The organism is Chitinimonas arctica (assembly GCF_007431345.1).
GTDB classification, from domain to species: Bacteria; Pseudomonadota; Gammaproteobacteria; order Burkholderiales; family Chitinimonadaceae; genus Chitinimonas; species Chitinimonas arctica.
The window spans coordinates 160,793-175,606 of sequence record NZ_CP041730.1 but is presented as its reverse complement, the minus strand read 5'-3'; the positions used below and the strand labels follow the sequence as shown (position 1 = coordinate 175,606).

At 61.4% G+C, this 14,814-nt stretch carries 9 protein-coding genes; 3 read left to right on the top strand and 6 right to left on the bottom strand.

The genetic code is table 11. The features are described from left to right. Positions 1-89: 89 nt before the first annotated feature. Together mfd and FNU76_RS00835 are read right to left on the bottom strand one after the other, a co-directional pair. Positions 90-3,524 carry a transcription-repair coupling factor gene (gene mfd / locus FNU76_RS00840; RefSeq protein ID WP_143855934.1) on the bottom strand — a complete coding sequence of 1,145 codons (3,435 nt, stop codon included), beginning with the start codon at positions 3,522-3,524 and terminating at the stop codon, positions 90-92. A gap of 56 nt (positions 3,525-3,580) precedes the next feature. Continuing rightward, complete coding sequence (locus tag FNU76_RS00835) at positions 3,581-5,989, bottom strand: putative bifunctional diguanylate cyclase/phosphodiesterase (RefSeq protein ID WP_143855933.1); 2,409 nt, start codon at positions 5,987-5,989, stop codon at positions 3,581-3,583. Positions 5,990-6,131: 142 nt separating this feature from the next. Here FNU76_RS00835 and FNU76_RS00830 point away from each other — a divergent pair, with 142 nt between their 5' ends. Continuing rightward, entirely contained in the window at positions 6,132-6,950 is an 819-nt protein-coding gene (locus FNU76_RS00830) for an alpha/beta fold hydrolase (protein ID WP_143855932.1), read from the top strand. Here the strand turns inward: FNU76_RS00830 and FNU76_RS00825 are convergent. Genes FNU76_RS00825 through FNU76_RS00810 form a run of 4 tightly spaced genes read right to left on the bottom strand, consistent with a single transcriptional unit; the run spans position 6,943 to position 12,357 of the window. Next, the gene (locus FNU76_RS00825) at positions 6,943-9,435 is read right to left on the bottom strand and encodes an EAL domain-containing protein (RefSeq protein ID WP_143855931.1); all 2,493 of its coding nucleotides are present in this window, start codon (positions 9,433-9,435) and stop codon (positions 6,943-6,945) included. The two genes, FNU76_RS00830 and FNU76_RS00825, sit on opposite strands and share 8 nt — an antisense overlap. Positions 9,436-9,444: 9 nt before the next feature. Then, positions 9,445-9,891 carry a response regulator gene (locus FNU76_RS00820; protein WP_143855930.1) on the bottom strand — a complete coding sequence of 149 codons (447 nt, stop codon included), beginning with the start codon at positions 9,889-9,891 and terminating at the stop codon, positions 9,445-9,447. After that, positions 9,878-11,776 (bottom strand): sensor histidine kinase, YfiR-like protein-associated, encoded by a 1,899-nt coding sequence (locus FNU76_RS00815; protein ID WP_143855929.1) that lies wholly within the window; start codon positions 11,774-11,776, stop codon positions 9,878-9,880. Before FNU76_RS00815 ends, FNU76_RS00820 begins: the two co-directional genes overlap by 14 nt. Next, a complete protein-coding gene (locus FNU76_RS00810) occupies positions 11,776-12,357 on the bottom strand; it encodes a TOL_0243 family YfiR-like periplasmic protein (RefSeq protein ID WP_143855928.1) in 582 nt (193 codons plus the stop codon). Before FNU76_RS00810 ends, FNU76_RS00815 begins: the two co-directional genes overlap by 1 nt. 438 nt (positions 12,358-12,795) lie before the next feature. Here FNU76_RS00810 and FNU76_RS00805 point away from each other — a divergent pair, with 438 nt between their 5' ends. Continuing rightward, positions 12,796-14,070, top strand: a complete 1,275-nt coding sequence (locus FNU76_RS00805; protein ID WP_179958292.1) for a hypothetical protein — start codon at positions 12,796-12,798, stop codon at positions 14,068-14,070. Positions 14,071-14,120: 50 nt separating this feature from the next. Then, positions 14,121-14,807: a sensor histidine kinase gene (locus FNU76_RS00800; RefSeq protein WP_143855926.1), complete on the top strand. Its 687-nt coding sequence runs from the start codon at positions 14,121-14,123 to the stop codon at positions 14,805-14,807. Positions 14,808-14,814 lie beyond the last annotated feature (7 nt).

The following is a 14,814-nucleotide window of genomic DNA, read 5'->3' as shown; positions in this document are numbered from 1 at the left end:
CGCGACCCGCACCGAAGTGCTTGTTTATTGATGTATTCATGGTGGCGCGGATTTGTTGCAATTTGTGCGACTAGCCCGCGACCGCGTCATCAACGCAGTTCCTGCAGCAATTCCTTCACCCGCGCCGCCCGCAAGGCCGGGTCGGGCAGGGCGCTTTCCACCCGTAATTTGTCTTGGCCGGCCAGCTTGTAATTGCGCTTGGTCTGGATCAGCTTGAGGACCTTGATCGGATCGATGCTGTTCTGCTTGGCGAATTGCACCGAGATCGCGCTGTCCGACGCATCCAGCTTGAGCACGCCCAGGGGCTTGGCCAGCAGGCGCAGGCGATGGCAGTCCAGCAGGATCTTGGCCGGCGGCGGCAGCAGGCCGAAGCGGTCGATCAATTCCTGCTGCATATCGTCCAGCTCGTCCGAGCTTTCGCAATTGGCCAGGCGCTTGTAAAGCACCAAGCGTTCGTGCACATCGGGGCAGTAATCGCCGGGCAGCAGTGCCGGGCTATGCAGATTGATCTCGGTGGCGACGCCCAGCGGTGCGTTCAGATCCGGTTCTATGCCCTTCTTGAGCGCCTTGACCGCTTCATTGAGCATGGCCGAATAAAGCGAAAAGCCGATTTCCTGCATTTCGCCCGACTGGTCGTCGCCCAGCACTTCGCCGGCACCGCGAATTTCCAGGTCGTGCATGGCCAGGTAGAAGCCGGAACCCAGCTCCTCCATCTGCTGGATCGCTTCCAGCCGTTTGCTGGCCGAGGGCGTCAGCGTCTTCAGGTCGGGCACCAGCAGGTAGGCATAGGCTTGGTGATGCGAACGGCCCACCCGGCCGCGTAGTTGGTGCAGCTGCGCCAGGCCGAATTTATCGGCCCGGTTCATGATGATGGTGTTGGCATTGGGGATGTCGATGCCGGTCTCGATGATGGTGGTACACAGCAGCAGATTGAAGCGCTGCTGGTTGAAATCGCGCATTACCTGTTCCAGATCCCGCTCGCGCATCTGGCCATGGGCCACGCCGATACGGGCTTCCGGCAGCAGCGCCGCCAGCTTCTCCTGCATATTGACGATGGTATCCACCTCGTTATGCAGGAAGAACACCTGGCCGCCGCGCTTCAGCTCGCGCAGCACCGCTTCGCGTATGACGCCGTCGCTCCAGTTGGCGGCGAAGGTCTTGATCGCCAGGCGTCGATTGGGCGCGGTGGCGATAATGGAAAAGTCGCGCAGGCCTTCCAGCGACATCGCCAGGGTGCGCGGTATCGGGGTGGCCGTGAGGGTCAGCACATCGACTTCGCTGCGCAGGGCCTTGAGCTGCTCCTTATGCCGCACGCCGAAGCGGTGTTCTTCATCGATGATGACCAGGCCGAGGTTCTTGAACTTCACGCCGTCCTGCACCAGCTTATGGGTGCCGATCACGATATCGATGGTGCCGGCTTCCATGCCGGCGATGGCGGCATCCACTTCCTTCTTGGAGCGGAAGCGACTCAGCTCGGCTACCCGCACCGGCAGGTCGGAGAATCGGTCGGAGAAATTCTGGAAATGCTGTTCGGCCAACAGAGTGGTCGGTACCAGCACCGCGACCTGCTTGCCGTCGGATACCGCGACAAAGGCGGCGCGCAGGGCCACTTCGGTCTTGCCGAAGCCGACATCGCCGCAGATCAGGCGGTCCATCGGCTTGCCGCTGGTCATATCCGCCACCACCGCTTCGATGGCGCCGGCCTGGTCGGCCGTTTCATCGAAGCCGAAGCCGGCGGCGAAGGCTTCGTAGTCGTGCGGGTTGAAGCCAAAGGCATAGCCTTCTCGTGCCGCACGGCGGGCATAGAGATTGAGCAGTTCGGCGGCGGTATCGCGCACCTGCTCGGCTGCCTTGCGCTTGGCCTTTTCCCAATGGCCGGAACCCAGCTTGTGCAGCGGCGCGCTATCTTCCGCACCGCCGGCATAGCGGCTGATTACATGCAGCTGCGCGACCGGGACATAGAGGGTGTCGCCGCCGGCATACTCCAGGTGCAGCATCTCCGAGGCGCCTTCGCCCAGGTCCATGCTGATCAGCCCTTTATAGCGGCCGATACCGTGCTGCTCATGCACCACTGCGTCGCCGATCTTGAGTTCGGACAGATCGCGCAGCATGCCTTCGGCGTTGCTGCGCTTTTGTGCCTTGCGCCGGCTCAAGGTGCTGGTCTGGCCGTATAGATCGGCTTCGGTGATCAGGGCCAGGCGGCCGGCGATAAAGCCGCTGCTGAGCGGCGAGGCGCTGAGCAGGACCGGTGCATCGCTGCTTTCGCAGGCCTGCCAGTTCTCGGCAACGGCGACCGGCAGGCCGTATTCGGTGAAGTACTGGTGCAGCGTTTCCCGGCGTCCCAGGGATTCGGCCAGCAAGAGGATGCGGCCGTCGAAGCGGGCGACAAAATCGCTCAGTTTCTGGATGGGATTGTCGGCCCGCCTGTCCACCCGTAGATCGGGCAGGGGTGCGCTGGCTTCGCGCCAGGCCTGTTCCGCCGCATTCTCCACCGAGGGGCCGGCCGCACTCAGTTCCAGCCGCCGATAGGCTTTCATCCGCGCGAAAAATTGGTCGACGCCCACGAACAGTTCATTCGGCGGCAGCAAGGGCTTGTCCTTGTCGCCGGCCAGCATCTTGTAGCGGCTTTGGGTGTCCACCCAAAAGCGTTCGCAGGCCTGCATCAGGTCGCCGTGCTGCACCAGCAGGGCATCGTCCGGCAAATAGTCGAACAAGGTGGCGGTCTGGTCGAAGAACAAGGGCAGGTAGTACTCCACCCCGGGCGGGATCAGGCCGTTGGAAATATCCTTGTATACCCGCGATTTGCTCGGATCGCCCTCGAACACTTCGCGAAAGCGCGAACGGAACTTGGCACGGCCGTTCTCGTCCAGCGGGAATTCGCGCGCCGGCAGCAGGCGGATCTCCGGGACCGGATAGATGCTGCGCTGGGTATCGACATCGAAGGTGCGGATGGTTTCGATATCGGAATCGAACAAGTCGAGCCGGTAGGGCAGGGTCGAGCCCATGGGAAACAGGTCGATCAGGCCGCCGCGGATGGAAAATTCGCCGGGGCCATAGACCTGGGTGACGTGGTTGTAGCCGGCGAAGGCCAGGTCGCTGCGCAGCTTTTCCACGTCCAGCCGCGTCTTGGCCTTCAGAAAGAAGCTGTAGGCGGTGAGGTACTCCACCGGCGGCAAGGGCATCAGCGCCGTCTGCACCGGGACGATCACCACGTCGGCTTGCTGCTGGCGAATTTGCCAGAGGGTGGCCAAGCGCTCGGAAATCAGGTCGTGGTGGGGCGAAAAGCTGTCGTAGGGCAGCGTTTCCCAGTCGGGCAGCAGTACCACCAGCTTGTCCGGCGCGAACCAGGCGATTTCATCCTTCAAGCGGCTGGCGGTCTGGGCGTCGGCGGTCAGCACCACCAGCGGGCGGCACTGGGAAGTCAGCGCGGCCAGCAGGTTGGCATCGGCCGAGCCGGCCGGCAGCGCCAGGCGGCTACGGTGGGACGGAGCGGGAAGAGGAGGAAGTGGCAGCAGCGACGGCATGATCTTTTGGCTGGCAGGAGCTTGCGAGGCCGCCGATTATACGCCCGGTGGATCACTCAACCGTGTTTGTGCAACCACTGCTCGAATTCGGCCGCCGGCATGGCGCGGGCGTAGTGCCAGCCCTGTGCTTCCGGACAGCCCATGGCCAGGAGGGCGGCGGCCTGTTCGGCGGTTTCCACCCCTTCCGCGATGGTCTCGAAATCCAGGCTGACGGCCAGGCCGCAGATGGCACGGGCGATCGCCGCGTCGCCGGCATCGCCCGGCAGGCCACGCACGAAGCTCTGGTCGATCTTCAGCCGGTCGATGGGCAGCCGCTTCAGGTAGGCCAGGGAGGAGTAGCCGGTACCGAAGTCATCGATGGCCAGCTGCACCCCCAGGGCCTTGAGCGCGCGCAAGCGCATGGCCACCGCGTCGATATGCTGCATCACCACGCTTTCGGTCACTTCCAGCTCCAGGCAGCCCGGCGCCAGCTCGCTGGCGAGCAAGGCCTTTTCCACCAGCCGTGGCCAATTCTGGCGCTGGAATTGCACGGCGGAGACATTGACCGCCACCCGCAGCGCCTGTTCCCGGCCGCGGTTCCACTTGGCGGCATGGCGACAGGCCTCGAACAGTATCCACTCACCGATGGGCAGGATCAGGCCGGACTCTTCGGCGACGGGGATGAACTTGGCCGGCGATATGGCGCCCAGGGTGGGATGATCCCAGCGCAGCAGGGTTTCCATGCCGATCGGCGTGCCGTCGCTGATGCGTAGCTGGGGCTGGAAGGCCAGCCATAGTTCGCCATTATCGATGGCGCGGCGCAGATCCTGCTCCAGTTCGAAAGGGGCGCTGACTTCATGCGACAGATCCGGCGTGTAAAGCCGCACCGTATCCAGGCCCTCGCGCTTGCAGCGCTGCACGGCGGCGGTGGCGTTCGCCAATACGGTGACCGTGTCGTCGCCATGTTCGGGAAAGCAGACGGCGCCGATGCTGGGGCGTATCAGCAGGGTATCGGCATCCAGGGCAAACAGGGCGTTGAAGCTGCTGCCGATGCGCCGGGCGTGGCGCATCACGTCCTCCAGCGTATTCAGGCCGCCCACGGCGATACCGAACTCATCGCCACCCAAACGCCCGATCAAGGCATCCGGTAGATTGAGTGCGCGCAGGCGTTCGCCGATTTCGCTGAGAATGCGGTCGCCCTTTTCCCGCCCGTAGGCCTGGTTGATGACGCGCAAGCGGTTCAGGTTCAATACCGCCACCAGGGCGCGCCGCCGGTTCTTGCGGGTTTTTTGCAGGTGTTCGGCCAGCCTGGCGCGAAAGACTTCCGCGTTCAGTACGCCGGTCAAGGTATCGAGCGAGCTGAGTTCGCGTATGCGCAACTCGGCCTCCATCCGCTCGCTGAGATCGCTATAGACCGCCAGGTAATGTTCGGTTTGGCCCTGTTCATCCAGTACGGCGGAGATGGTCAGCCATTCGGGATGGATATCGCCACCCTTGCGCCGGTTCCAGATCTGCCCGCGCCAATGGCCTTGCTGGAGCAGACGCTGCCACATATCGCGGAAAAAATTGGGACCTTGCCGCGCCGAATGCAGCAAGCGGGTGGTTTGCCCCAGCAGTTCGTGCGATTCATAGCCGCTGACCTGGCAGAAACGTGCATTGACCGCCAGGATCACGCCTTCGCGATCGGTAACGATCACCCCATCGTTGGCCCGTTCGATCAGCCTATCCATCAAGCGCAGCCGTTTGAGCCGGCGCAGATGGCCCTGGCCGAAGGACACGACATCGGCCAGGCGTTCCAATAGCTCCACCAGCTCGATATTGAAATAGTCGCGGTGGCGGCTCGCGACCGTCAAGGTCCCCACCAGCTGGCCTTCCTCGAAGACGGGGAAGGCGGCGAAGGCATTGATATGGCGCGAAAGGTATTGCGCATGCCAGATCTCGAAACCGGGCTCGTGCCGGATATCGTTGCAGATGCAGGGCTTGCGTGTCTGGATCGCGCGCAAGGACACCGAAGCGGCATTCTCGTGGGTCGGATCCAGGGACAAGGGCTGGTCGTAAAGATCGGCGGCGGGACCCAGCGCATAGTGGCTGCGAATACTCATTCCGTCCGGTTCGATCAGCGCGACCGCGCTGACGAGGATGCCGGGATTATCGACGACCGCCTCGCAAACCGCCTTGTACAGCGGCCCGCTTTGGTCTGCCCGCATGGCCGCATCCGCCACCTTGGAGATGGCGTTGTAGAAGCCGTTCAGATTCTGGATGCGACGGCGCGCCAAGGTCTGCCTGCGCTGGCTATGCCGCAACACCATATGCAAGGCGGCGCCCGTGGCCAGCACGAAGATCACGCCTTTTACGGTCTGCCAGTGGGCAAGCCAGTCGGGGGAGCTGATCCAAGTCAGCAGCAGACGATCGGACAAGCCGATCCAGGCCGTCGCGACCACGATGTAGTAAAGGCTGATCGGTATACGTCGAAGTAGCGTCGTCAAGGCGGTGGGTTCGGTGACGTTTTCAGAGCTTACCCAGCACTATGTATAGCAGACGGGTGGACGATAAAGACTTGGCGCCCTTGGATTCCCGCATATAAAAGGACTATGATGCAGCATAAATTCGAGCAATCGCTTGGTAGTCATGCCTACACAAAAAGCCGCCCTGCATTTCTCCCATGCCAACAGCTTCACCGCTGAAAGCTACCGGCAATTTCTTGGCCATTTTCAAGCCGACTACGATGTCGGCTACGTAAATATGCTGGGACACGACCCGCGCTATCCGGTAAGCGACGGTTGGCCCAATCTGGTGGCGGAGTCGCTGGCGTATATCGAGCAGCGCTACACCGAGCCGGTCATCGCGGTGGGGCACTCGCTGGGCGGATTCCTGTCCTTTATGTGCGCACTGGAACGGCCCGAGCTGTTCCGCGCGGTGGTGCTGCTCGATTCACCCATCTTCGGCCGGCCGGTATCGAGCATGCTGTGGCTGGGCAAGCGGCTGGGCTACATCGAACGCCTGACGCCAGGACGGGGCACATTGAACCGCCGCCGGGACTGGGCCGATGTGGAAGAGGCCTACCGGCACTTCCATGAGCGGGGCATGTTCCGCGGCTTCGATCCCAGCTGCCTGCGCGACTACGTGGAGGCCGGTACGGAACCGAGCGGCGCGGGCGTCAGCCTGAAATTCCGTCCGCAAGTGGAATACGACATCTACTGCGCCATCCCCCATACCTTTCCGGCCCAGCGCGGCCGGCTACGGGTACCGACCGGCTTTATCGGCGGCAGCGATTCGAATTATGTGCGGTCGTCGGACCTCAAGCATATGCGGCAGCATTTCGGCATCGTGCTGGAGCAGTTCGCGGGCGGACATCACTTTCCGTTCGAGCAGCCCGCCAAGGCCGCGGAAGCCGTGAAGGCGATGATAGGGCGCTTGCTGAACCCGTCACACCCTGCGGCTATCTGACCGCGACATTCCGATCCAGCTCGTACTTGCTGAACGCTTCCTCCAGCACAGCCAGCAGGGCATCGTCCTCCCAGGGCTTGGTCAGGAACTTGTAGATCGCGCCGCGATTGACGGCGTCGGTCACGGTTTGCAGGTCGGTGTAGCCCGACAGGATCATGCGCACCGTGCCCGGATACATATCCTTGACCCGGTTCAACAACTCGGTGCCATTCAGTTCCGGCATGCGCTGGTCCGCCACGATCACGCCAACCTCGTGGGTTGCCAGCAATTCAAAGGCTTCCAACGGGCTGTTGGTGGTCAACAGCTGGTAGCCGCTACCGCGCAGCAGGCGACGGAGCGAGGCCAGGATATTGCTCTCGTCGTCCACCATCAGCAGGGTGCGGTTGTAGCGCTGGCGCCGCCCGGCGGACAGGGTGGTGCCGGCGCTCAGCAAGGCGGTGCAAGCCTCCACGGCAAGCGGCCGGCTGAAGAAGTAACCTTGAATCAGATCGCACCCCGCGTCGGCCAGCAAGGCCAGTTGTCCTTCGGTTTCCACGCCTTCGGCCACCACTTCCAGCCGAAGCTGGTGAGCGATGGCGACCACGGTGCGGGAAATGGCCAGATCATCCGGGTCGGTGGTGATCTCCATGACAAAGCTGCGGTCGATCTTCAGCTTGTCCACCGGGAAGCGCTTCAGGTAGTTCAGATTGCAGTAGCCGGTGCCGAAATCGTCGATCGACATATGCACGCCCATGGCGCGCAGATTCGCCATCACCTTGATGGTCGCGCTGGGGTCGTGCATGGAGGTGGATTCGGTCAGTTCCAACTCCAGCCATTGCGGATCGAGTCCGCTTTCCGCCAGGGCGGATTTGACGATGGCCAGCAGATTGCTTTGCGACCATTGGGCTGCGGCGAGGTTGACGGCCACCGTGACGGGCGGCAGGCCGGCCCGTTGCCAGGCAGCCGCCTGGTGGCAGGCCATGCGCAAAACCTGCTCGCCCAACTTGATGATCAAGCCGCACGATTCGGCCAGGGGAATGAACTGGGCCGGCGGGACCAGGCCCAGGCGCGGATGGTTCCAGCGTACCAGGGCTTCCAGGCCAACCACCTTGCCGCTGCCGAGGTCCGCCTGCGGCTGGTAGTGCAGGACCAGCTGGCCTTCGCCCTGCAAGGCCAGGCGCAATTCGCCTTCCAGTATCAGCCTCTCGGCCGCTTCGTTCGACAAGGTGGATTGGTAGAGCTGATACCCCTCGCCCTGGTCGAGGATGGCGCGATGCAGGGCTGCCTCGGCGGCTTGCAAGGACCCGGCCGGATCGTGTTCCTCGTTGTTGTGCACCACCACGCCCAGATAAGCCGGCAGGAAGAACTCGCGGTCATCCAGGCGATGGGGTTTGCGTAGCTGCTCCAGCAGGTGGCGCAATTGATTGATCAGTTCCACTTCGTCGCTGACTTCCAGCATCAAGGCGAAGTTATTGTCGCCCACCCGCGCTAGCCAATCGCCGGCCTGCTGCCAGCTGCCCAGCCGGCGCGATATCTCGCGCAGCAGCAGGTCGCCGGTGGCCACGCCCAGGCTATCGCGCACGTCGGCCAGGCGCTCGACGCCGATCAGGATCAGGGCCAGCAGATTGCCACCTTCGGTAGGCTGGAATTGATCCAGCCGGCGTTCCAGCAAGGCCCGGTTGGGCAGGCCGGTGAGGCTGTCGTAGTGGCGGAGGAAGTAGGCCTGCTGTTCGGCGATTTCCTGTTCGGTCACATCGATGCCGGCCAGTACCGCGTACTCCGCCTGGCTGCCCGGCAAGCGGCCGGCCGACCACTGTACCGATAGATGGCCGACGGTGCTGCGCCAGGAGACATAGTTGCTATCGCTGCGCTCATGTTCTTCCAGCCGGTCCAGCTGGCTGCCGACCCATTCGCTCTCGCCCACCGAGGCGAACAGCTGGCGGAATTCCTTGCCTATCGCATCCACCTTGCTCTGGCCTATGCTGCGCTCCGCCGAGGGATTGATCTGCATGATGCGGCCATTGCGATCCAGTACGACGATCAGGGCGCCGGCGGTGGCCAGAACCGCGCCCAGCAGCTGTCGTTCGTTGTCCAGCTCGCGCCGCGCGCGGGCCTGGTCGCGCATGGCGTCGGCTTCGGCCAGGGCGCGCAGGACGGCCATGGGCAGGCGCTGCAGGCTATGCTTGAGCACATAGTCGGTCGCGCCCGCGCGCAAGGTCTCGACGGCGCGCTCTTCTCCCAGCGAGCCAGTGAAATAGACGAAGGGCACATCCGGCGCCAATTCCCGCCGCAGCAGCAGGGCGGTATAGCCGTCGAAATGGGGCAGCGAATAGTCGGCGATGATGATATCCGGCCATTTTTCCAGCAGGGCGGCACGGAAATCCCCTTCCAGCATGACGTGGCGGGTTTCGAAGACCAAGCCAGCCACCGTCAGCGCGTCACAGGCCATCTCGACGTCCAGCTGGACGTCCTCTAGCAGAAGGATCTTGATGGGAAATTGTTCCATTTCGCTCGATCAGGTGCTGTGCGGTGTACGGTTGACGACTAGCCAATAAAAACCGGCCTGTTTCGCGATATCGCTGATGCCATCGAAATCCACCGGCTTGACCACGTAGCTGTTGGCGCCGAGGTCATAGCTCTTGACCATGTCGCACTCCTCGCGCGAGGAAGTCATCACCACGACCGGGATGCGCCGGGTGGTTTCGTCCGACTTCACCGCCGCCAGTACTTCTGTACCGTCCACATGGGGCATCTTCAGATCCAGCAGGATCAGCCCGGGGGGCGCCAACTCGCGGTCGCTATAGGTGCCGCGACGAAAAATGTAGTCCAGCGCCTCCTTGCCGTCCTTCACCCAGGTAATCATGTTCGAGATATTGCCGCCGCGCAGGCCATACATCGTCAATTCGGCATCCAGTGGGTTGTCTTCCACCAACAGAATATGGATCTGTTCAAACTCTTCCATCGGATGCCTCCTTGGGCAGCGTGAAATAGAAGGTCGCGCCTTCGTCGGGCTGACTATCCGCCCAGACCACGCCGCCATGTCGGTTGATGATTCGTTGCACCAGCGCCAGCCCGACACCGGTGCCGGGGAAGTCGCCGGCGTCGTGCAGGCGCTGGAATACGCCGAATAGCTTGGCCTTGTAGACCGGGTCGAAACCGGTTCCGTTGTCCCGGACGAAAAAAGTGTGCTTCTCGTCGTCGCTGATCGCGCCCACTTCGATCAACGCTTGCGGCCGCTTGGAGCTGAACTTGATCGCGTTGGACAACAGGTTGACCCATACCTGGGTGATCAAGGCCCGATCGCCCCGGCATTCGGGCAGCGAACCCAGCTGGAACTTCGGCTGGGACTCTTGCTGCTGCGCGCACAAGCGCTCGAAAGTCGCGCCGGCCAGGGCTTTCATATTCAGCGGCGCGAGCTGCATGGCCTGCCGGCCCAATCGCGAAAAGGCCAACAGATCGTCTATCAGCGTGCCCATCCGGCTGGCTTCGGAGCGGACGATGCCCAGCAGGCGCCGTCCCTCATCGCTCAGGTTTTCGGCATGGTGCTGCCACAGCATGGCGGAAAAACCGCCTATCGCACGCACCGGCGCGCGCAGATCGTGCGAAACCGAGTAGCTGAAACTTTCCAGGTCCTTATTGACCTCCTCCAGTTGCCTGGTCCGGTCACCCACGCGCTGCTCCAACTGGGCATTCAGCTGCCTGACCTCCTGTTCGGCGGCACGGCGGTCATCGACATCGGTGACGGTACCTATCCATTCGATCACTTCATCATCCGAACCGAACAGCGGGACCGCGCGCAGGCATACCTGCCGATAGCGTTCGGATTGTGCATGCCAGAGCCGTGCGTCCAGCTCGAACGGCGCCGGTGTATTGATTGCCAGTGCCCAGGCGCGATCCACCATGCCCTGGTCGGCCGCGTGGAAGGCGGAGCGCCAGCCCAGCTCGTGATACTCGCCCGCCTGCTGGCCGGTATAGGTGGCCCAGGTGGGTTGCGGCTCGACGAAATTACCCATGATGTCGCTGACCCAAATCACCGAAGAAGCGGCCTCGACCAGCGAGCGATTGCGCCGTTCACTGGTATGCAAGGCTTTCTGCACGTCGCGACGCTCGTTGATTTCGTGCTCCAGCGCTTGCCGCGATACCTCGATCGCTTCGGCCCGCCGGCCGATCTCGGCCAACATATCGTTGAAGGCATCGACCAGGTAGCCGATTTCGTCATCCGTCGTCTTGCTCGCCCTCAGGGTGAAATCGCGCTTTTCCATCACCTGCTTGGCAACATTGCTGATCGACAGGATGGGCGCGCTGATATAGGTCTGCAGCCGGGTCGAGATCAGCATGCCCGCCATCAGGCTGACCAGGGTGACCGCGCCGAGAATGCCGAAGTAGTCGATGATCCGTTGCAGGACGTCATAGCGGGCGCGCAGGTAGACGGTGCCGATGATCTCGCGCTGGGTCACGATGCGCTTGAACAGTAGCAGCTCCTTGTCGTGTATGCGTATGCCATCCTGCTCCGGCAGGGCGGGGAATCCGCCGGCACCGGTACGCGCATAGCTGGCGAATAGCGAGCCCTTGGCGGCATAGATGCCGGCGGCGACGATTTCCGGCTTGGCGCGTAGCAGTGCAAGGTTTTCGTTGGCGAACTTCGGGTCGTTGAACTCCAGGGCCGAGGCACTGGCCTGGCCGAGAATATCGGCCTGGGTGGTCAGCTCGTTGACCAGCCCCTGCCGGTATTCGCGGGCATCGTTATAGACCAGCGCCGAGCCGGCCACGATCAGCGTACCCAGATTGGTGGCCAGCACGGTCAGGAGGAATTTGAAACGGATGGAGCTCCGCCCGAAATCCATCATTATGGCGCCTCGTTCCGGATCTGCTGCGCCACCGCCAGCAATCTCGCGCTCAGCTTCAGGCTGTTCTTTTCCGCCATACCGCGCGATATTTCGAAGCGGATCCGGTTATCCACCTGCACGAAATTGATCACGCTGCCCAGGTTGAGCGCACCGGCCGATTCGGTGACCACCAGGATGGGTTGCGCCTGCAGGCTCTCCAGCAGGGCTTTAAGCCGGTCGGCTTCGTGCCGGCCGATAAACAGGATCTGCACGCCGGTCAGCGGTGCGCCGGGCTTGAGCCGCTTGAGCACGATATGGCGATTATTGACGGTACGGCCGACCAGCAGCTTGCCCAGTTCTTCGGCCAGTACGTCGGCATCCAGCACGCCTATGGTCAAGGCCGAATCGGCCTGGCTGAACACGGATTCCGGCCACTCGACATAGGAAGTGAATTTATAGAGATAGGCAGCCTTGACCTGATACTCGATTTCACTATCGGCCCAGCTCGCCGTCAGGCTGGCGAACAGCCAGGCAAGCACGGCCAGCAGCAGCGGACGCCAATTTTCAATTGCATGGATGGGTCGATTACTTTCCGCTGGCATCAAGGGAGGCTCTGCGCGGCGTTCAACACCGGATCAAGGAAGGAGACGCGGGCGGGCGGAGGGAGGGGCAGGGGGCTGCGGCGTGTATATCCGGAGCGGCCGGGCCCTTGCACCAGGCGAAGGCCGGCTGGACTGGGCTGAGCGAAACGCCTCGCGGGGGACGACAACATGTGGGCCATGTTTCCTCCTGCACACAATTTTTATCCAGGCAGCCCGACCTTTGGCACCTATGTAAATCCAGCATAGAACAGGGACGCGGCAAGACAAATATATAGGCAAGGCGCGTGCCTCCATCGGCTCGCCGCTTGGATGGTCAGCCTTTCTCCGCGAATGCGTTGGCAGAGCGCCTTGGGTGCCTTTGCGAAGCGATTCGGCGCCAATCCGCAGCGAAATACACTACAACTTGTAGCAATGATTTCGCATATGGCATGTGACCCAATGGGTTTGCTAAAACGTCTGATCACTTATAGGCAGGACAGTCCGCTCGGTTGGAAGGTGCTGATCTATATCGTGGTGTTCAGCACGTTCATGACTATGGCATTTACCGGCGCCCAGCTCTATTCCGATTACAAGCGCGAGATCAGCCAGATCGAGAGCAAGCTCGATGAGTTCGAGCGCATCAACAAAGCCAGCATCACGGCAGCGATGTGGAACTTCGACCAGCGCCAATTGAACGCGCAATTGCTGGGCCTGATGCAGATGCGCAGCATCAAGCAGGTGCAGATACGGGACCATCTGGGGCATGTGGTGAGCCATATCGGCACGACTCTGGAAGAGGGTGAGCCCGGTATTATCGTGCGCAGCTTTTCGCTCGATTACCAGGACGATGCCGGGGCAAAATACATCGGGCGGGTGGATATCCTCTATACGCTCGACGAAGTGTTTGCTGGCGTCAAGGATCATGTGATGTTGATCCTGCTGAACCAGTCGATCACCATTCTGTTTATTTCGGCCTTTATCCTGCTGATCTTCAATCGTTTGATCAGCGTGCCGCTGGCGCAATTGGCACGGCAGGCGCGGCGAATGACCATACAGGACCTGGAGCAAGCCTGGGTGCTGGATCGCCGCGGCAGCCGCAGAGACGATGAACTGCAGGTACTCGTCAATGCGATGAACCAGATGCGGCTCTCGCTACGCGACGAAATCGCCGTGCTGGAGAAGACCAAGGAAGCCTTGTCCGAAAGCGAGGAGAAGAATCGCAGCCTGATCGAATCGACCAATGCAGTGCCCTGGATCGCCGATGCGGCCAGCTGGGGTCTGCAGTACATCGGGCCGCAGGCGCATGCCCAGTTTGGTATCGAGCTGGACGATTGGTATCGGCCCGGCAGTCTGCTTGAGCATTTTCACCCAGAGGATATACAGCACTTGCAAGAAATCCTGGTGGACCGCGCGGAGGAGAAATTCGAGCTGGAATGTCGGCTCTTACATGGTACGCATACCTGCTGGGTATTGTTTCAGGGCGCCAAAAAGCGCCGGGAAAATGCCGCCGAGTTGTTTCAAGGCTATTTGCAGAATATCGATGCCCGCAAGAACACCGAATTCGAGCTGGCTGAGCATCGCCGCAACCTGGAGGCCCTGGTGCAGGAGCGCACCTCTGCGCTGCAACTGCAGAATGGAATATTGGGCAAGCTCAATGAAGAGCTGCAAGCCGCCCAGGTCCAACTACTACAATCGGAAAAACTGGCCTCCATCGGGCAGCTGGCCGCCGGGTAGCGCATGAGATCAATAATCCGGTCGGTTACGTCGCGTCCAACCTCAGTTCCTTGTCTGCCTATATCAAGGACCTGCTGGGGCTGGTGTCCAGCTATACGGCATTGGAGGGAAATCTATCGGAGCAAGACCGGCAGGTAATGAACCGGTTCAAGCAGAAAATCGATCTGGAATTTCTGATGGAAGATGTCGGCAGTCTGTTGGAGCAGTCGAATGAAGGTTTGACGCGGGTAAAGAAGATCGTGCAGGACCTGAAAGACTTCTCCCGGGTGGACAGCAGCGACAGCTGGCAGAAGGCCAGCCTGGTGGATTGCATGGAAAGTACCTTGAGCATCGTCAATAACGAGATCAAGTACAAAGCCAACCTGGTGCGCAATTTTCAGCCGCTACCCTATGTGGATTGCATGCCGAGCCAGATCAATCAGGTCTTCCTAAATATTCTGGTCAATGCGGCCCATGCCATCGAGGGCGGACTGGGCACGATTACCATCAATATGTATCACGATGATAAATGCGTATGGGTGGAAATTACCGATACCGGCAAGGGAATTGCGCCTGAAATCAGGGATCGTATTTTCGATCCCTTTTTTACCACCAAGCCAATTGGCCAGGGTACCGGCCTGGGCCTGTCGATCTCCTATGGCATTATCCGCAAGCACAATGGCTCGATCACGATAGAGAGCGAGCTGGGTAAGGGGACGACGTTTCGGATTGGTCTTCCCATTGAGCAGGCGGGGTAAAAATCAG

What these genes read in the sequence shown, in the direction of transcription:
- FNU76_RS00810 (WP_143855928.1), bottom strand. Translation starts at nt 12,357, where the DNA reads ATGCCAGCGGAAAGTAATCGACCCATCCATGCAATTGAAAATTGGCGT.
- FNU76_RS00815 (WP_143855929.1), bottom strand. Translation starts at nt 11,776, where the DNA reads ATGATGGATTTCGGGCGGAGCTCCATCCGTTTCAAATTCCTCCTGACC.
- FNU76_RS00820 (WP_143855930.1), bottom strand. Translation starts at nt 9,891, where the DNA reads ATGGAAGAGTTTGAACAGATCCATATTCTGTTGGTGGAAGACAACCCA.
- FNU76_RS00825 (WP_143855931.1), bottom strand. Translation starts at nt 9,435, where the DNA reads ATGGAACAATTTCCCATCAAGATCCTTCTGCTAGAGGACGTCCAGCTG.
- mfd (WP_143855934.1), bottom strand. Translation starts at nt 3,524, where the DNA reads ATGCCGTCGCTGCTGCCACTTCCTCCTCTTCCCGCTCCGTCCCACCGT.
- FNU76_RS00805 (WP_179958292.1), top strand. Translation starts at nt 12,796, where the DNA reads ATGGGTTTGCTAAAACGTCTGATCACTTATAGGCAGGACAGTCCGCTC.
- FNU76_RS00830 (WP_143855932.1), top strand. Translation starts at nt 6,132, where the DNA reads ATGCCTACACAAAAAGCCGCCCTGCATTTCTCCCATGCCAACAGCTTC.